This is a genomic window from Aeromonas sp. R4-2 (assembly GCF_040908295.1).
GTDB lineage: Bacteria > Pseudomonadota > Gammaproteobacteria > Enterobacterales > Aeromonadaceae > Aeromonas > Aeromonas veronii.
Genome location: NZ_JBFODL010000014.1, coordinates 1 through 17,936, shown reverse-complemented (window position 1 = coordinate 17,936; position 17,936 = coordinate 1). Strand labels below are relative to the sequence as shown.

Annotated in this window: 22 protein-coding genes; 4 read left to right on the top strand and 18 right to left on the bottom strand. The window is 54.1% G+C overall.

Annotated features, from left to right (window positions below):
• Positions 1–43: 43 nt before the first annotated feature.
• A complete protein-coding gene (locus tag AB5Y99_RS10540; RefSeq protein ID WP_162519724.1) occupies positions 44–1,441 on the bottom strand; it encodes a TolC family protein in 1,398 nt (465 codons plus the stop codon).
• A gap of 292 nt (positions 1,442–1,733) precedes the next feature.
• On the opposite strand from AB5Y99_RS10540, the gene dusB reads away from it, so the two are divergent.
• Together dusB and fis are read left to right on the top strand one after the other, a co-directional pair.
• Positions 1,734–2,699 carry a tRNA dihydrouridine synthase DusB gene (gene dusB / locus AB5Y99_RS10535; RefSeq protein WP_019445016.1) on the top strand — a complete coding sequence of 322 codons (966 nt, stop codon included), beginning with the start codon at positions 1,734–1,736 and terminating at the stop codon, positions 2,697–2,699.
• A gap of 26 nt (positions 2,700–2,725) precedes the next feature.
• On the top strand, positions 2,726–3,022 hold the full coding sequence (gene fis, locus AB5Y99_RS10530) for a DNA-binding transcriptional regulator Fis (protein WP_005309538.1): 297 nt from the start codon (positions 2,726–2,728) through the stop codon (positions 3,020–3,022).
• Positions 3,023–3,374: 352 nt separating this feature from the next.
• Here the strand turns inward: fis and AB5Y99_RS10525 are convergent, their stop codons facing one another.
• The 16 genes from AB5Y99_RS10525 to AB5Y99_RS10450 form a co-directional block, all read right to left on the bottom strand.
• A complete protein-coding gene (locus AB5Y99_RS10525; RefSeq protein WP_368209678.1) occupies positions 3,375–4,709 on the bottom strand; it encodes a DNA-processing protein DprA in 1,335 nt (444 codons plus the stop codon).
• The gene (locus AB5Y99_RS10520; protein ID WP_368209677.1) at positions 4,706–6,805 is read right to left on the bottom strand and encodes a RecQ family ATP-dependent DNA helicase; all 2,100 of its coding nucleotides are present in this window, start codon (positions 6,803–6,805) and stop codon (positions 4,706–4,708) included. Before AB5Y99_RS10520 ends, AB5Y99_RS10525 begins: the two co-directional genes overlap by 4 nt.
• 658 nt (positions 6,806–7,463) lie before the next feature.
• Complete coding sequence (locus tag AB5Y99_RS10515) at positions 7,464–7,820, bottom strand: hypothetical protein (RefSeq protein WP_368209675.1); 357 nt, start codon at positions 7,818–7,820, stop codon at positions 7,464–7,466.
• 1 nt (position 7,821) lies between these two features.
• On the bottom strand, positions 7,822–8,364 hold the full coding sequence (locus tag AB5Y99_RS10510; protein ID WP_368209673.1) for a hypothetical protein: 543 nt from the start codon (positions 8,362–8,364) through the stop codon (positions 7,822–7,824).
• Between the two features lie 78 nt (positions 8,365–8,442).
• Positions 8,443–8,805 carry a hypothetical protein gene (locus tag AB5Y99_RS10505; RefSeq protein ID WP_225511090.1) on the bottom strand — a complete coding sequence of 121 codons (363 nt, stop codon included), beginning with the start codon at positions 8,803–8,805 and terminating at the stop codon, positions 8,443–8,445.
• On the bottom strand, positions 8,802–9,017 hold the full coding sequence (locus AB5Y99_RS10500) for a hypothetical protein (RefSeq protein ID WP_368209671.1): 216 nt from the start codon (positions 9,015–9,017) through the stop codon (positions 8,802–8,804). Before AB5Y99_RS10500 ends, AB5Y99_RS10505 begins: the two co-directional genes overlap by 4 nt.
• Positions 9,017–9,523: a hypothetical protein gene (locus AB5Y99_RS10495; protein WP_368209670.1), complete on the bottom strand. Its 507-nt coding sequence runs from the start codon at positions 9,521–9,523 to the stop codon at positions 9,017–9,019. The genes AB5Y99_RS10500 and AB5Y99_RS10495 overlap by 1 nt, the downstream gene beginning before the upstream one ends.
• Positions 9,524–9,676: 153 nt before the next feature.
• Positions 9,677–10,015 (bottom strand): hypothetical protein, encoded by a 339-nt coding sequence (locus tag AB5Y99_RS10490; protein ID WP_368209668.1) that lies wholly within the window; start codon positions 10,013–10,015, stop codon positions 9,677–9,679.
• A 24-nt stretch (positions 10,016–10,039) separates the two neighbouring features.
• Positions 10,040–10,231: a hypothetical protein gene (locus tag AB5Y99_RS10485; RefSeq protein WP_368209666.1), complete on the bottom strand. Its 192-nt coding sequence runs from the start codon at positions 10,229–10,231 to the stop codon at positions 10,040–10,042.
• Positions 10,228–10,725, bottom strand: a complete 498-nt coding sequence (gene radC / locus AB5Y99_RS10480; RefSeq protein ID WP_368209665.1) for a DNA repair protein RadC — start codon at positions 10,723–10,725, stop codon at positions 10,228–10,230. Before radC ends, AB5Y99_RS10485 begins: the two co-directional genes overlap by 4 nt.
• Positions 10,726–10,816: 91 nt before the next feature.
• Positions 10,817–11,125: a hypothetical protein gene (locus tag AB5Y99_RS10475; RefSeq protein ID WP_368209664.1), complete on the bottom strand. Its 309-nt coding sequence runs from the start codon at positions 11,123–11,125 to the stop codon at positions 10,817–10,819.
• 9 nt (positions 11,126–11,134) lie between these two features.
• A complete protein-coding gene (locus AB5Y99_RS10470) occupies positions 11,135–11,560 on the bottom strand; it encodes a DUF2787 family protein (RefSeq protein WP_368209663.1) in 426 nt (141 codons plus the stop codon).
• Between the two features lie 26 nt (positions 11,561–11,586).
• Positions 11,587–12,063: a lecithin retinol acyltransferase family protein gene (locus AB5Y99_RS10465; RefSeq protein ID WP_368209662.1), complete on the bottom strand. Its 477-nt coding sequence runs from the start codon at positions 12,061–12,063 to the stop codon at positions 11,587–11,589.
• 64 nt (positions 12,064–12,127) lie between these two features.
• Positions 12,128–12,919, bottom strand: coding sequence for a hypothetical protein (locus tag AB5Y99_RS10460; protein ID WP_368209661.1), 792 nt, complete (start codon positions 12,917–12,919; stop codon positions 12,128–12,130).
• A gap of 10 nt (positions 12,920–12,929) precedes the next feature.
• Positions 12,930–13,250 carry a hypothetical protein gene (locus AB5Y99_RS10455; protein ID WP_069554321.1) on the bottom strand — a complete coding sequence of 107 codons (321 nt, stop codon included), beginning with the start codon at positions 13,248–13,250 and terminating at the stop codon, positions 12,930–12,932.
• Positions 13,251–13,431: 181 nt separating this feature from the next.
• Positions 13,432–13,980 (bottom strand): recombinase family protein, encoded by a 549-nt coding sequence (locus AB5Y99_RS10450; protein ID WP_368209660.1) that lies wholly within the window; start codon positions 13,978–13,980, stop codon positions 13,432–13,434.
• A 929-nt stretch (positions 13,981–14,909) separates the two neighbouring features.
• Between AB5Y99_RS10450 and AB5Y99_RS10445 the strand changes: the two genes are divergently transcribed.
• Positions 14,910–15,134: a helix-turn-helix transcriptional regulator gene (locus AB5Y99_RS10445; protein ID WP_368209659.1), complete on the top strand. Its 225-nt coding sequence runs from the start codon at positions 14,910–14,912 to the stop codon at positions 15,132–15,134.
• Positions 15,135–15,402: 268 nt separating this feature from the next.
• On the top strand, positions 15,403–16,524 hold the full coding sequence (locus tag AB5Y99_RS10440) for a hypothetical protein (RefSeq protein WP_368209657.1): 1,122 nt from the start codon (positions 15,403–15,405) through the stop codon (positions 16,522–16,524).
• A 108-nt stretch (positions 16,525–16,632) separates the two neighbouring features.
• Here AB5Y99_RS10440 and AB5Y99_RS10435 read toward each other — a convergent pair whose 3' ends face one another.
• Entirely contained in the window at positions 16,633–17,526 is an 894-nt protein-coding gene (locus tag AB5Y99_RS10435) for a hypothetical protein (RefSeq protein ID WP_368209656.1), read from the bottom strand.
• Between the last annotated feature and the right edge of the window lie 410 nt (positions 17,527–17,936).

The window sequence follows — 17,936 nt, the reverse complement described above, 5'->3', positions numbered from 1 at the left end:
GCGGTCGAAACAGAGATAGAAAAAGGCTCGAATCGGATGGCGATCATGAGTTCACCTCGATCACCTGACCGTGCTGATATTGATTGAAACTGTTCATCTGGCCGGAGAGCGCCAGCAGACGAGCCAGCGACACCACATATTGATAAGCCGCCGCCGCGCGCTGGGTCTTGACCCCCGCCAGCTGGTTCTGGGCATCCACCACATCAAGGGAGGTAGAGAGCCCCTGCCCGAAGGCCTTGTCCCGCAGCAGCACGTTCTCCTCTGCCAACGCCTGGGTAGAGGAGAGGGATTGATACTCCTCCAGCCCCTGCGCCGCTTCGCGCCAGGTCTTCTCAACGAGCAACTCCAGATCCTGGCGGGTCTTGGCCTGCAGCAGATTGACCTGCAACTCAGCACTCTTGGCGGCCTGCACCGTCTCGGAGCGGCCATCGCGGCTCACCAGCGGCATGCTGACCCCCACCCCCACCAGCCAGTCCGGCGCTGTCTTGGAGGCGAGTGAATCATCTTCATAGAGGTTGTAGTTGCCGAACAGGAACACCTCGGGGGCATATTTGCCCTGCTCGACCCGGATCAGCCCCTTGGCCTGCTCCTTCTTGGCAGTGAGCAGCTTGAGACCGGGGTGCACCTCCAGGGTCTGGCTCACCAACCCCTCAAGGCGCGGCAGATCCTTGTTGACGAACAGGCCGCTGCCCGGCTGGGCATTTGGCAACTTCAGCATGCGGCCGAGGGCCAGCTCGGCGATCTCGAGGCTGCGGCGCGCCTTCTGGGTATCGATGCGCGCTCTGTCATAGGCCGACTGGGCCGAGAGGCGCTCCACCCTGGCGATCTGGCCCTGCGCTTCGAGCTTCTTGGCGTGATCCAGATGGTGGGCCAGCCCCTCTTCGATCTCCTGTTTGGTCTGCACCACCTGAGCAGCCAGCACCACGCCGAAATAGGTCTGGGAGAGGCTCTCGAAGGTGGATTGCTGCTTGAGCACCAGCAGCTGCTGCGCCTCGCTCACCTGTGCCTGGCGGATATCCTGCGCCGCATCGATGCGACCACCGGCAAAGAGCGGCCAGAGCATCTTGACCGAGCTGGTCACCACATTCTGTTTGGTCAGGGGCGTTACAAATGCGTTGGCCCCGACCCCGAACAGGCTGCCGAGCGCTAGGATCAGATCCTTCTGCTTGGCCAGCGGATTGAGATCGAGGGCATCAAGTTCAATCGGCTGATCAAGATGGGTATAGCTGGCCCCCAGATCCACCTTGGGCAGATACATGTCCTTGGCCGCCTCGCGCAGCTGCTTGGCCCGATCGACCCCGGCCTGCTCGGCAGCCAGCCCTTCATCCTGCTGGATGACCCGGGTCCAGGCTTCGCCAAAACTGATGGTTTGCGCCTGCACCGACCCCAGCACAGCCCCCAGCAGACACGGCCAGAGTGATTTAATGAACCTTGACGTCATAGATCCCCAATCCGCTCTTGTTGCATAAATGTTTGGAGCATTTGCTCGACTTAAGCCCGCTATCATAACGCAAAGCGGGCCTGCAAGTGGACTGACAATTATGCAGGCGTCCGACCCGAATGGTACAGCGCTCACTCTCCGGCAATCTGGCCGTTTTTCAATAACTCCAGAATTTGCAAGCCTTGGCGCGACGTTTTTTTCAGAAAAAAATGGCTGACGCTCAAATACTAACCTTTTCTCCTGCCTAAAAAATGCGTAATATACGCCGCCCTAAGCCGATGGTAACCGTGGAATGCAGATAGGTCCCCACACGCTTGAAACTCCCTTGATTGTGGCTCCCATGGCCGGTGTAACTGACCGACCATTCCGTGAACTTTGTTTGCGATTGGGGGCTGGCATGGCCGTTTCCGAGATGCTGCTGGCCAACCCGGATGTCTGGGATACCCAGAAAACCCGGATGAGGATGGATCACTCTGCAGAAGGCGGATTGCGTTCGGTCCAGATTGCCGGAGCCGACCCCGAGATGATGGCGTTTGCTGCCCGCTACAACGTGGAGCAGGGCGCACAGATCGTCGACATCAACATGGGATGTCCGGCAAAAAAAGTGAATAAGAAGTTGGCAGGTTCTGCCCTGCTGCGTGCCCCCGATCAGGTCAAAGCAATTTGCCGGGCCGTGGTGGATGCAGTGGAGGTGCCTGTCACCTTGAAGATCCGCACAGGATGGGATCCGGATAACCGCAATGGCGTGGAGATCGCCCGAATCGCCGAAGATTGCGGTATCGCGGCCCTTGCCGTGCATGGTCGTACCCGTGCCTGCCTCTACAAGGGCGAAGCGGAGTACGACACGATCAGGGCGATTAAGCAGGCCGTATCGATTCCTGTTGTCGCCAATGGTGACATCAACAGCCCGGAGAAAGCCCGGTATGTCCTCGACTATACCGGTGTCGACGCCGTGATGATCGGCCGAGCTGCGCAAGGACGACCCTGGATTTTCCGGGAAATCCGTCATTTTCTTGAGACGGGCACCAAGCTGCCGCCTCCCGAGAGGGAAGAGGTTCGCACCCTGATGAACGAGCATGTAACCAACCTGCACCGGTTTTATGGTGCATATCTGGGAGCACGCATAGCCCGTAAACATGTGGGCTGGTATCTGGATGAAGAAGAGACGGGCCGAGAATTCCGTAAGCACTTCAATGCCCTGGATTGCGCAGACGCGCAACTTGAGGCACTCGAAGCGTATTTCGATGGATTAGGTTAACAAGATAACTAAAGAGCCGACCGAATATGTTCGAACAAACCCTGACTTCTGATGCATTGGTAACAACTACTCACAATCACGCTGCCGAGCCAACCCAGCGCCCCCTGCGTGACTCTGTGCAACAGGCCCTGCGTAACTACCTGGCCCAGTTGAACGGTCAGGAAGTGATTGATCTGTACGATATGGTTCTCTCCGAAGTCGAAGCGCCGATGCTGGACGTGATCATGCAGTACACCCGTGGTAACCAGACTCGCGCTGCCGTGATGATGGGTATCAACCGTGGCACCCTGCGCAAGAAGCTCAAGCGTTACGGCATGAACTAAGCCATAACAGCTAAGCTATTGAAAATAAAGGCACCATCATTTTATTGATAGTGCCTTTTTCGTTTTGAACCCACATTTGAACCCACACCTACAAGACTAATTATCATTGTCGACGACTCAACTCGGACTAGCCTGATGAACAGCGTTGACCACATAACTGTACCTATCCTCCCCATGTTGCCTAATGCAAGAGAGAGCCAGCTAGCCCTCTCTTGCTATCTGTTTTTTGGCCAGCGCAAACAGCACTCTTTGTACGTCGTGCCGTTGCAGAAGGAGGCAAAGTTTATTTCCTACGGTTACTCGAGATTAGTGGTTTTTTTGAGGGGGTAGCGATGCCGAATGAACTAGCTTTCTATTCCTTTTCTGGAGCTTGATAACGGATAGGGCGGTTAAGTTTTTTCACCACGCCATCTTTCTCGGCGCGCTTCAACCAGTCATTCAGCTGTGATTTATGCAGTCCACTGTTCTCAACTAGTTCTTCAACCGTAGCAGGCGATCTTGTCCATCGTTGAAGCTCTATAGTGAACAACTGATAAAAATCAACAGGACTCATAGATGACTCATTGACATCCACAACCTGTTCAGACAACGTTGGACTATCAGATCGCCTCTCAATAGCCGAAATGTCTTGTTCTATCTTGGAATCATTTTGCGCCAAATCGAACTCAGGTTGAGCGAACAATTCAGGCTGCGCTGACATTGAAAATAGATCTGCCTGTTCCTCTTTTACTGGTGCCGATATGCTGCCCTTATTTGCCAGTAAGTCAGAAATCTTCAGACTTTGTGCATTAGCCTCATACCAATGTCCTCCCATGGCCACCAAATCAGCGTTCGCTGCATCTTTGTCCGTTGTCGTCTTGACCCACAGGGGCACCCAAGATTTCTTCAGATTCTCTTGTGCGCCATTAAGTGTGCCGCCTTTTTTGCCGGAATGAACCACAAGAGAACTGTCGGCTAGGCAATAAATGTACTTATTACGCGCCATAGCATTACCTGCGCTGAAGCCGGCTTCAGGGTAGAAAGGCGATACCAACACTGCATGGCCCCCCATCAGGCCACTACGCCACTTGCTACTGGTGGCTGCTTTTAATAGGCTATCCGTCATTACGCCGATAACAATACCGCCTTGCCTCATGGAACCCAACATCGCGGTTTCATCCACCCCACGAGCACCGCCTGAGACGATGGCCACCCCTTCTAACGCGGCTTTAGTTCCTACCTCATTAGTAAAAGCAAGATCCACATCACTGGCATTGCGAGAGCCAATCACAGCCAAACCGCCAGCATTCAACAAAGCTTTATTACCACAACCAAACAATACTGGGGGGGAATCAGTTTTCAATCGCTGCTTTAAACGCCAGGGATATTCGGTATCAGAGCGAGTCACGACCCAGAGACCCGCTCTTTGCCATTTTTCCATGGCGAGCGCCAAACTATGCCCACGCTTAAGCAAGAGAACAATTCGCTCCGCACTGATCCGAGTATCATACCAATCATTGAGTAAGGCCTTCGGGTCCGTGACCAATAAATCGGCAGGCGTCAATGATTTCTCTTTCAACCACAAAGCAAACCGCCCCCATTCGGCGTTAGTAAGTGGTTTTGCATCTTCGCTGCTCGCCTTAGAGAAATAACTGGTAAGTAGCAAAGTGGTTTGGGCTGTTTTTGACAAAGAGCCGGATAAATTCATGAGTCTTTCACCGAAGAAGAAGCAAGTGCAACGGGATATACCAATCCGCTGCCTGCTTGTTGTAATAGTGCTGCGATGACTGTGAGCGTCCAACCAGAATCCACAATGTCATCTACAAGCAGAACGGGTTGACCATTATAAAGTGGGGTCACCTCAAATGCCCCATCCAGGTTTCGGCATTGATGAAAGCGATTTTGTTGGCCTTTTTGCGGCAGATTGTCTTTAACTTTTCTGATGCTATCTCTAAACGGCAGCCCCAACCGAGCGGCTAAGCGACGGGCAAAATCGGGCACCAAGTCTGGATGATTACGTGACGGCACACAGCAAACCCACTGCGGCGCCGGATTGGGCAGCCAACGATCCTGAATCATTTCAGCCATAGCCTCCACTAATTGATCACTAAAGCGTCCTGCATGTTTGTTGTCAGCAACCATACGCCCCCAACCTGCATCCCCCCAACGCGATAACACACGTCCTTCTTGTGCGCGAAGATTTTGCGGTAGGTTACCTCTAAAACCATATTGGACAAAAGCATTGGAAGCGACCTGCGCTTTCGGTTCAATAGGGATTTCAGCATGCTTGAGAAATGTACCTGCACGATGTACTAATACAGGTTCAATTGTCTGATTAATAACCGGATTCCCAATGCAGGATGCACATTTGCCACAAGGAGTTGGGTCAAGGTCATCCAGTGCTCGGCGCAAAAAGGTCATCTTGCAGCCGATATCAGCCAGATATGCCTGAACCTCGTCCCACTCTTGAATCCGTTGTCCTGTTAGATGCGCGATACGGGCATGATCCATTTGGTAGTGTACTGGCGTTCTGACCCAACGACTTCCGTCTTTTATAACTGGCGCCGGGTTTTCCACACTCATCAGCTTAAGAACCTTCTCAATCTGACCATTACGCAGGTTAGTTTGCTCTTCGAGATCGCGCAGTGAAAGGCCATCGCTGTCTTCCAGCTCCTGTAAAATCTGATTGGCATGGGCTTCTGATGGAAACGCCGATGACCTGAAAAACTCGTGGATATCCTGATCTTCCACGCCCGACATCAAGACACCTACAGCGTGATCAATACCACGTCCGGCACGCCCCACCTGCTGGTAGTAAGCAACGATAGAGCCTGGGGCCTGATAGTGAATAACAAAGCTCAAATCCGGCTTGTCGTAACCCATCCCTAAAGCGGTGGTGGCCACCAAAACCTTAAGTCGGTTACTGAGTAACAGATCCTCCAGATGTTGGCGGTAAGCATTGCTGTTCTCAAAGCCATCTGCCTCAACACTACCATGGTAAGCCTTGGCATCAATGCCGTTATCGCCCAACCATTGGGCTACTTGCTCGGCATCGCGCACCGTTAATGTATAGACAATACCCGTACCCTGCAAAGTCGGTATCACTTGGGCCAACCACGCTAAACGCGAGGCTTGATCAGGCAGCACAATAGTTTGCAGAGCTAGGCTTTCGCGGTTCAGCGGGCCGCGATGGATCAGGATATTGCCAAGCTGGGTTTGAATATCTGCCACTACTCGGTTATTCGCTGTGGCAGTAGTACCCAGTACACCGGTGTTAGCTGGCAATCCACGCAGAATGTTGGCGATAAGTCTATATTCTGGAATGAAGTCATGACCCCAGTCAGAAATGCAGTGGGCCTCATCAACGACCATCAAACCTAATCGATCAGAGATCGGTGCAAGTACATCATCCAGAAATTCTTGATTAGAAAACTGCTTCGGATGGATAAAAAGCACATCAATTTCATTAGCTTGCAGTCTTCGCAGTATATCCGGTCTTTCTTCTCGATTTGTTGAGTCCCAGCGAACAGCCTCAAGCCCCAACCGAACTGCGGCATCAACTTGGTTACGCATCAGAGCCAGCAAAGGCGAAACAATAATGGTAGGTCCCATACCGTGGTCGCGAAAAATCTTGGTGCTTATAAAATAAACCGAGCTTTTCCCCCAACCAGTGCGCTGCACAACAAGCAGTTTCTGCCGTTGATTGACCAGCGCATCGATGGCTTCCCACTGGCCATCACGAAATTCGGCAGCAGGGTTCGCTAGTGCCGTTTGCAGTAATTGTTGGGCTTGATCTCGATTCATTTTCACTCCTTGATTTACACCGTGAGTTCACCGCTCATTTATGTGGGTAGTAACAGAACGCGGGCTTGGGTGAGCTTGTTGTAAGACATGGCATCATGCCAGTCGGGTACTCGGTGACTGGAGCCATTTTTACAACTAGAAACGTCACATCTGGCGCTAAAGATGACACACCGGCCTATGCCCAAGTTGCTTAGTTGTGTAGGAAAGGCTGGGTCATTTTTCAGCTTGAAAAAATCCGAGGTTTATCTTGCCATTGTGACCTACTTGGGGCCAGTGGTTTGGGTCTTAAGTGTGCGTGCGCTCATTTAAACGTAGTGAGGAGATGCTGGTGGGGAAGGCTCACCGGCAACCGGATAGCAGATGAAGATCCATGTTCAGGCACGCCAAAGTGATCACTTTCGTGTATGTAGGGCTGGGTGGTGGCGATTTACACCAGGTGGCCCGGTTGCCAGCGGTCAAACAACCGGGCTTTGGCCTCCTTGATGGTGGTGATGCGGGAGCAGGTAACTTCTGCTGATTGCGCAGATGCAGTTTGTTAAGCTCGGGAGCATAGCGATGCACCTCAAGCCCGGTGATAAGAAGGGTCATGTTTGGTGACTCCAATGATGCCAAGGGCTGGCCCTTTATGCTGTTTGTGGATGAACGAGACAGTGGAACCTCAACGAGCGCTGTCAGCCGTCTCATTGAGCACCGGCTTGCAATTGAGCCGGTCTAGCAGGTGCCGCGAGCCGTATTGAGCCACCAGCCGGTCGATGGCCATCTGGGCACAGGCTGTTCTGCTGGGCTTATTTTCAGGTATTGCATAACGCGCAGTGAGCCAACTGCCGAGCAGCGCGATGCGATAGCCGCTCGGGATGTGGGTGAGTGAGGTGCCGATGCCCCTCCCGTGAATGAGGAAGGGCACGGCTTGGCCACCGATGTCGATATCCATGCGCTGGCCCTTGAGCTCGAAGGTAGTGAGCTCACCGGTCTGCGGATGCTTGCCTGGTACCTTGATGGTGATGTTTTTCGCCATGTCACACCTCCGGTTTGGCTTCAAAGTGGTGGGTCACAACGCCCGCCTCCGGATCGATGCTGATAAACGCCGGGGCTTGTGGGTAGTACTGGTAGAGCCGCGCCAGCTCGGCACGAAACGCCTCGACGTTTGGCGCAATCACATGGCTGGTATCCCCCTCGGCGTAGGTAAAGGTCTCCAGCTTCTCTGTGTTAATCCAGATGCCGAAATACCAGGCGTCTTCCTCGGTATCGTATTGCTGCCAGCCCTGGGCCAGTAGCGTGCGGTCGTAGTAGTAACGGTCTGCTTGATGGCTGCCTCGGTCGATGCGGCAACCGGTCACGGTGAGCTCAAACGGGATACGGCCTGCCTTGTGCGCTTTCTTGGCCCGGCGCAGCAGCTTGAGGGCCTTGGCTCTGCTACGGCCATTACCGAGCGGGGGCGGCTGCCTGGCCCGCAATGCCAGATGGGTCATTATCTTCGGTGCGGTGTTGTGGTTGAGCTGGCCGATGGCAGTAGTTATCTGCCGAGCGGACAGGGTCTTGCAATCTCGCAGGTCATGCATGGTTGGGTTCCTTAAAATGCATACAGCCCCTCACTCCGAGGGGCTGTATGGGGTCTTGTGTGTGCTGGTGGCCGTGGCTCAGGTGTGACTGCTCCAATCCGGCTTGTCATTACTACCGTGGTTGACGTAGGCCCCGATAATTACCCGTTGCCACTCACCGACCGGCTGACCCGCTGCATTACAGGCACAGCGAAAGCGGGCGAAGTTAATCTCTCGTGGCAGGTGCTCACGCATATCCCGTGGACTGACAAAGAACGAGGTTTTGTGCAGCACCGGATTGGGGGCTACCAGCGGGCCACCAATACGCCGCCCCTCTACATCGTGGGCATAGGCAAAGCCCGGCAGCATCAACTGCTGACTGATGAGCTTGGCGAGTGCTGGATGGGCACACATGGCCTCCGCTACGGCGGCCTGGCTAAAGCTGTCGTTGAACTCAATCATTGTTGTTTCTCCCTTTCTGCAGGTGCTCGGTAAGCCGTTGCCAGCAGCGCAAACTGTTCAACGAGGTAACTGATGCTGATGCCCAGTTCATCGCTGACCCCATCCCCGAGACGGTGATGCAGGTGTGCCATGTCATCGGCAATGCGTTGGGCTATCTGGGCGGTTGAGCTCGGTGGCGAGTTTGTCATCGTCAGGGTGATGGAGAGAGCCATCACATCTCTCCCCAAGGGGCTTGTTCCCACAGTGACAGCCGGGTTAGCACGTCTTGTGCGAGAGCCTGTTGCAACTGCTGTATCACCTTCATCAACCGGGGAGCTTGCTCAGGGCTCCCGGTCCATTCGCTCGATTGGTATAGGGCGCAGCAGGTAAATTTGTACAGCGCCACCAGTTCAGCATCGGTGAGTGGTGCCTGGTGGTAACGGTGGGCAGGTTTAAGCGATCCCAGCTTGGTTGAGCCACGCTGGCGTGGTTCCTTCTGGTCTTGCTGGCGTCCTAACTGATAGCGATGCCAGACCGCCCGCCGATTGGCGAGCATCATCAGCCGCACCAGCCGGTCTACCCGCCACGTCCAGGTACTGGTGACATCCATTGGTGAGTTCCACCAGAGGGCGCGCAGCAACTCAAGGGTGTAGTGCGGTGGCATGGGGGCATTGCAAAAGCGCTGTAACTGTACAGCAAAGGCAAGATAGTCCTTGCGGTCAATTATGAAGGCAGACATGGGGATGACTCCTTGAAATGCAAAAGGCCACCTGTAGTGAGGTGGCCTTGTTGGGGGGATCGGAATATCCGGATCATGGTGTTGGACCTGATGATCCAGGTTATTGGGTGGAAACGTGATCGGCATGCATGTTATTGGGCGATCGACTGTTCGTTATTGGTTATCTTGGCGTGTGTCGGGGTGAGCTAGAGCGAACAGGATGGCGTAGAGCGCACAATCAATGCCGTTGACGGCATCGTGGTGCGGGTAATAGGGCGGTGCGTCTCGGGATCGCTCGAAGTAGTCACCAAAACAGTTGAGACACTCGCGGATCTCAACGGTAGAACCGTGCAGCAAGGTCTCTTCAAACTGCCTAGCATAACCCTCGTCGTCACGGGCCTTGGTGACGGCCTTTTCCAGCAACGTCAGCGCATCCTCTTTACAGGCGGTTGTCAGGCCATGGCGCAGCTTCTCGAGGGTTTCCTCCTGGGAATAGGGATTGGGTAATCGCATGGTGCTTGTCCCTTCTTGGCGCGGCTAATGGCGCAACTGATGCAGCAGTGCATCAATGGCCACGACACAATCGCTCTGGGTGAGCAGGTAACCGTTAGGCATGTGAGCCACGATGGCAGGCTCGGCCTGCATCTCGATGTTGTCAGCAAGCCAGCAGCGCAGCTCGAGGAGGATGTCGAGGGCGGTGAGGTGTGACTTACCAGGTGTGAGAGTCATAGCAGACCTCTTTCGGCCATCGAGACCACGCCCTCAGCGCCGACCACCAGATGGTCGAGCAATCGCACATCGACCAGCGCCAAGGCCTCTTTGAGGGCTTGGGTGAAGACTCGGTCAGAGTGGCTGGGTTCAGGGTCACCGCTTGGGTGATTGTGCACCGCGATGATGGCCCCACAGTTGAGCAACAAGGCCCGCTTGACCACTTCTCGAGGGTAGATGCTGGCACTGTCGAGGGTGCCGCGAAACAGCTCCTCAAAGGCCAGCACGCGATGCTGGGAGTCAAGGAACAGTGCCCCGAACACTTCGTGTTCTCGGTCCTGCAACAGGGTTTGCAGCCGCTCAGCGGCCTCTGTGGTACTGGTGATGGCAGTGCCTTTGGCCAGCCGCTTGCGAGCAATCTGGTTGGCGATACGCAGCAGGTCTTGCTCGGTCACGGGCTCAGTGACGACATAGGTGCCGGGGCATTCCCCGGCTTTGAGTTTGTGGTAACGCATGGTGGAATTCTCCAAATAAACAAAACCCCGGCACGCATGAAGCATGTCGGGGTTAAAGGTAGAGCGGTTGTTGGTTCACTTTGAGGGTAGTTCAGTTGGCCTTGGTGGTGGCTTTTGCTCCTGCTCCGGCAGTAGGGGCTCGTTTCACCGGGATCAACGAACCGGGGACCTGCACGGTGAGCGGGATGGCCAGCGCCTGGCTCAAGCGCTCGGCCAGTACGTAAGCCGGTCCTATGGTGTCGTAGTCAGCGACCCAGGTGGCTAGGGCCAGTCCGCTGGCTTCGACGGCCCGCAGGTAGACGCTATAGCCCTGAACCGTCAGGCAGCTGTCACGTACCACCTGTATCTCTCCCTCTCGATTGATGGCCTCCAGCTCAACGGCTATCGGTTGTTTGGGCATCTGCGCTCCTCAATCAGCATTGACGGTGACGGTAAAAAAGTCCAACTGCGCGTAGGCGAGGAAAGCGCCTTGCCACATGTGAAAGAGTTCACGGGCTTCTGTTGGAGGCAGTGGTCCCCATCCCTGCAGATAGTGCTCACCATCGAGGAAGTTGAAATCAAGCTCCTTGTTGAGCTCGGCATCCTGCCCCAGCCCTTGGTAACTGAAGTCGGTGACATAATCGAACAGCCAGCCATCAAGGCCACGTATCAGACGGAGCTCGACCGGGTGCACGCCGCCTTGTTCGGGTGTGTAACTGGGGTTGCGAAAGTTGAAGGTGAGCTGAGTCAGACGCGCCAGGTCGAGCGCGGTGTGGGTGACCTCTTGCTCAAGCAGCGCCAACAGGGCTGGTGCTACGGGCAGGGCAAAGCCGTCCCGGAAAAAGGGAATGGTCATGGTGTTCTCCGAATAAAGGGTTGGGGCTAGCGCAGTCGCCAGGGCAGAAGCCAGGTTGGTAGCTTGTTCGTCAGCGGTGCGAGTAGTGCGGGGAACGTAGGCACGGTAGTGGGGATCGACGGCAGGGGCGTTTGTGCAAGCGTGATGGCTAGCAGGACGGTACTCCACGCCTGGTCAACCTGCTCACTGTTATGCACACCCTGGATACACCAGGTCACGAAGTGCTCGCAGTTGTTGAACTGCAGGTTGTAGGCCCGCTCTCCCAGCCGTTGACGTGCTCGCGCCAGGCTTTCGCTCGGACTGTAGTAACGGTGGCTGTATTCACGCCGGTAGCAGTCGCTATTGCCTGTAAATATCTCCAACGATGAAACAATAATCCGCCCAGTCACCGGGCCTTCACTCGAGAAAGGCCCGGTATAGTGGATGACTTGGTTATTGCCCGCGTAGAGGCCGTGATGGTCATAGCCCCATCGGCTTACGACCAGATGGTCACCAGGTTGCATCTGTGCTCCTTTTAGAAAACAAAAAGCCCGGTACGAGACCGGGCATAGCGAAGTGGAGTCTGGCTCATTCGAAGGTGTAACCAGCGTCTCCCCGGTCGGTATGAATAACCACCTCCAGTACCCGGCACTGTGATGCTGACTTGATAGTGAACCGAGCTTGCTGCCCAAAGTTGATTGCAACAGGGAAAATCTGCCGCTTGATGTACTCTGGCTTCAGCCTGCCTTTACTGTCGAGACAAGTACTCCATTTCACACGACCGCTGACACAATCATTGCTCGGCACTTCTCGGTCCAACTGACACTGGCCACGGTTGATGGTGATGTCATTAATCGTGACAGGGTCATTACGAGACACGACCTGCAGTACGCCTTGTTGTACTCGAAGCTCAAAGTTCAAGGGGGCGGCAGCTGGCTCAGGCTCCGGAGCAGGAAAGGCACAACCGAAAGCGGCATCTGTCGCAGCAGGTAGGGTCTCTTGTACACCCGCTACCGGCAGCTCAACGGTGCGGCCATCCTGGGTGATGGCTTGCAGCGACGTGGCTGAGCGCAGCGCGGCCCACATGTCATAGAACGCCTTGCTGTCATTACCTGCCACCATGCTCGGCAGCGGCGGGAAGGTATGACCATTGATGCGCAAACTGACGTTGTTTGTAGCTGCTTGTCCTGCCTGATTGAGCGTGATGCCATTAAGCTGGCCCATCTGGCACGAGAGATAGAGATAGGTCTCATCGTCGACCGTTGCCGAATACTCCGTCACCCCCTGACCCCAGCCATCGTTCCAGCGGCCATGGTCGCCAAATGCCAGTACGGCAGGCGTCAGCAGTAAGCCCAGCAGGGCTATTGTCCATCGATGCATCCCGCACTCCTTACACGGCATAGCCGAGAATGTTGTTCATAAAGCCCTGAAAGGCGAAAAAGCCAATCAGCGCCCCGATGGCCTGTGGCCCCATCAGCCAAAATATCTTGGCCTTGAAGGTCTCGACTGCACCGCTGGTCGAGATCCAGTCCGGGTGAGTAAAGCGGCGAAACCACTCCCCGATACACATGCCAACCCCGGTAAAAAGCGTGCCGAACACGAAGGTGGCGGTCAGCCCCCAGAATCCAAGCCAAGGAGCTTTGCCGGTCCAGGCAATGTTGATGGTCAGGGCCAGAAAAAGCAGGCCAGCGATAACAAAGTAACGTTTCATGGTATTTCCTCAATCGTGCATAAAAGGTCCCCCTGCCAGTGCCAACGCGCTAGCCGTCGTGTAGAGGGGGAATAAGGGAAGTCGGTTGCCGGGCTGAAGTGCAAAGCCCCATCAATGCATCAGGTGAAGCTCGGCAGGTATGTGGGGTATAGAGCTGGTCTTCGTGGTGTTCTCTCCTTGTCTATTGTTCAGTTGCCTTGAGAATGCGCTGTACGCTGGAGACGCTGATCCCCGCCTGCCTGGCGGTCTCGGCTTTGGTTAGCCCTCGCGCCAGCAACGCCAGCACCTCATTGCCTTTGGCCATGGCGGTCGGTTTGCGTCCCTTGTAGACCCCCCGCTGTTTGGCCAACTCAATCCCCTCGGCTTGCCGCTCCAGCATCAGCTCTCGCTCGAAAGTGGCGATAGCGCCGATCATGGTCAGCATCAGCTTGCCGGTAGGGGTCGAGGTGTTGATCCCCAGATTCAAAATCCTCAGTGCCACCCGCTTGCTTTGCAGGTACTCCGAGATCTCCAACAGGTGACGGGTGTTGCGAGCCAAGCGATCGAGCTTGGTGACTAGCACCACATCCCCCTCACACACAAAGTTCAGTAGCTGGGCCAATTGGGGGCGGTCGTCCCTGGCCCCACTGACCTTCTCCTGAAAAATCGTACTGCACTCAGCCAGTGCCTGAAGCTGGGTATCCAGGCTCTGCCCGACGGTACTCACGCGTGCATAACCCACCAGTGCCATGGTCTCCTCCTGGTCAATAGGGCAGGGTACACTGACGCCACCAGCCAAAAGCCCCAAACAAACCCTATTGACCTGAAAATTGTGCCGATTTCGTGTGAGTCATAAGGGCCTGACCTATTGACTCAATGCCAGCCTTTGAAGCTGAAATGAGAGCGTTATGTGAGCGCTATCCCGTGGTGGTTCTGATGAGCTGGGTGTGAGAAAGGGCATTGATGGGTGGAGGAAAGTAAGTGGCCAGAATTGGCTCAAGGGAAGGGTTAAATTCGTCATGACGGGTCTCCTGATGTAGCGGGATCGGTGTCCCATATTCGTCAGGCGGTAATATGTGTTTGAGATATGCTCGAGGTGAGATTCATGGGGGATATTGCTGACACACTTGCTCCTATATAAAGACACGTGAAGCTCAACTAAGGCAAGAGCAGGCTACAATAGCCTATCCGTAAATATTTACAGAAGCACAAATGTATTAGCTGCAATGCCAATAGAAACGAGCCACTTGGTATCTGACAGTCAATAGGCTGTGATTACCTACCCTGTTAGCTAGGTAGATATAGAATGTAAAGGCTTTGCGTTATCGGACTTCACATCGACTATTTCCTACACCTTTATGCCGAGAGGCCCGTCACATGATCTCGATTGCTGCTTGTAAGGGGCTTTAGTTACAGCTAAACAGCGGGGGGCGTTCCACATCCCATGCCTTTGTCTACGCTTACGGTGACGACCCCATACACCGGGCTTCTCCCCCGTGAAATGCTCTACAGCACAGGTAATCGCAGGGGTTTACTAACTTGTATGTAGGTGTTTGGAACCCTAACTTGTGCATTTTTCACTTTAATTTCGTCCTGAACCGGTTGGGGAAAAAGCCTGCTGGCGTGACCGAAAAAGTCTCGTTACCCTCCTTCTCATCATCAAACGTGAAGGAAGCTCACATGTCAAATCACAGCCAAAACAAGCTACTCAGAGTTCGAGAAGTCGCAGAAAAATTGGGTATCTCTCGCTCGACCCTATATGACTGGACCAATCCAAAATCCCCTCGCTTCGACAGTACATTCCCTCCCAAGAAAAGGCTGGGAAGAATGGTTGTCGGGTGGATGAGTAATGAGATCGACGCATGGTTGGAGGGGCGCAACAATAGCTGCTTGGTCAACACTTAACTTTGAATAGTAACAGCGTAGGCAAAAAGCAAGGCTAGGCTTGCCATATTGAATATGGCCGCCTGTAATTTACAGACGTCAAGAGCAAGAGCTATATGGGTTTATTTGATATCTACCTAATCTCTATACCTGTGTCTATCTAATAGCAGTCCTGCCACACGGCATATATCGGCACCCACAGTGCCGTAATACAATCACACGTTACACACAGGCTGTACTTATTACAGCCCTGGGTAAGCTATGCGCATTAAAAGCATGAGGACCATATATGAGCGCAGATAAAGCAGCGCGTAAATCGCTGCATGCTATTCCACATAGTTCAGAATGGGAGGATTATCAGGCCGGTCCAGACCTATTGGTTAGCACCGCGTTGAAGAGCGCTCAGAAGCTCTCCAAAGCGTTGTGTCATCTCCTGCCTACAGAGCCAAAGGCTTGGGAGCATCGAGAGTTTAAACGCGTTTGTAAGTGGCTAAAGCCTATGCTGGAGGCTTCTACACTGCTAAGGACAATGAGACAGTTCCGACTGCATCCTGACCTGGAAACATTCCTCGGCTACCCGGTGCCTGCGGAATTGGTCGATCTGCTTCGGTTACCGGCTCCGTTGCACCCTGCTGCAAGACAGCGGTTGGAGGCAGGGCTCCAAGAGTACGTAACGCTATTACGTGAGAAGCTCAGCACACCGGAGCATCGTAAAGCTGTACACCGCTTTATGCTGGGGCCCAAGAAGAATCGTGCTAGCCTGCTCCGTTATATTGATGCGCTCTTTGAGCGGCATCAGAAGCTGCTCGTACTACGTATTGACTTGCACTATCAGGAGCGGAGACCACCTAGGCTCCGTCATTCCCCAGACCCGCTGCTCGGCCAGTTTCGCCGACTCCTGAACAACCGAAAGAACAACCGTATCTTTGATGACTTTGTAGGGTATGCGGCTAAGCTGGAGTTTGCTTCAGGGGCGGGTTTTCACTTGCACTGCATGTTCATCTACAACGGCTCCGAGAGACGTGAGGATGTTGTTATCGCCCAGCAGATTGGGGACTACTGGGTACAGCTGACTGGTGAGCTGGGACGGTACTACAACTGCAATTACCACAAGCGCAGCTACAAGGAGGTAGGGATAGGATTGATCCACTACACGGACGGTAAGCTGCGCAAAAACCTCGAACTGGCCATCGACTATATGACCAAGCCGGAACTGTACATGAAGCCCCCCACCGGGGTGGGGCCGAAAGGGGGCGCAGGTAGAGTATTCTTTCGTGGAGAGCTCCCGAGCAAAGCCCAGGCCAAGCCTGGTCGGGTGCGCAGCCGGGTGTATGTCAGCCCCAAGAATCGCCGTCTAGGGAAGCACCTTTGCTGGAGTGACAGTGAGCTGGAAAACTTGCTAGGCGAGTGATGGTTCGAAAGGAAGCCTTGCGAGGCTTCCTAAGCTAGCAGCCCTTTCCTGCGGGTTCACATGCCACTCAATGGATTCAAGAGGGCCCCACCCACCAAAACCAAGGGTCTATTCCCAGTCCCAGTATTCGCTGGACTGTTTCGTCGCCGGAATATGCTCTTTGCTAGCCTGTGAGGCTTTTATGCTCATCGGGCTGACCGAGAAGCTATCCAACCATGCACAGAACTCAGCTTCAGAACGCACAGTTGGCGGTGGGCGGGCGGTATCTTTGTGCTTAAAGTCGTAATGTAAACTGCCGCCAGGCTTGAGCCAGCGCTTGAGGTTCTTGGGTGCTTTACCTGAGAGGTCTGTGAAGTAGGCTTCTCGTTCGTCTTGGTCTTCAGGCGTGATGTTTTTTCCCCAGCGAAGCTGACCTAGCTTAACTTCTTCTATCAGTTTGTTAGCGATGGCATTTGCAGCCGCGTCGACATCTTTGTTCCACCCTTTAAAGCCTCCTTCTGCTGTCTTACCACTGGGCTGCAGTTCTGTAAGCAATTCTCGGGCTCGTGCTTTAACCTCGAACAGTTTGTTTCCTCCCCGTTGAGCCTGTGCTTGTTTGCTTAGTGAGAGGAAGTAAAAAGCAGTATCGACAACACCGATGTAATAGCTGGCTTGGGTGAGGTTGACCCATGCTTGCTCATACCGTTGCTGCCGGAAGTCTAAGTAGGCCAGTCGTAGATATAGGCGAGCAGGCATCAGGATCTTAGGGCAATTTACATAGTGCCCCTTTTCTGATTCAAACGGAGGTAAGTCGGTTGGCTTAGACGCTTCACCGTGAATTTGCCAAGCACTTAGCCGCCGTTCGTTACGAAGAAGAACGCTACAGAGCTGCACCGTTTGCAGTAAGTCGGTTCGGGAAACAAACCCAAACTTGAGCAGCTTGTTTTTTAGATCATGTGCCGCACCATGGAGGTGTTTGAGCTTATCGCGCAGTTTGGTGTCATCACGGTTGGTCGTTTCCATGTGTGTTCCCAGTTGGTACTACATGCCCTACTGAGTACCACACCGAAAACGGACAGTTAAGGCCAAGTTTTGTAAGTGTGAGCCTGGTCCCACTCGAAACGCCACCTACGTATAGATAAGTGCTTGATAGAAGGATCGCGCTGTGATGCGCAACGTATTGCTCATCATGCAGATTAAATCACTGCGTGCGCAGCCTTTACCAAGGCATCTGCGCAGTTTGAGCGAAAGTTTGCTCAGGGCTTAGTGGGCGGGGTGTTGGGCGAGCGGTAAGTGGCTGATAAATAACAGAACAAAAAAGTGGCATGGTCGCTGCTAAGGCTGGTTGAGTGCTATCTCGTTTAACCAACCTATTTAGGAGCATACACATGCCAACTCCATGTTATATCAGCATCGAAGGTAAAACCCAGGGC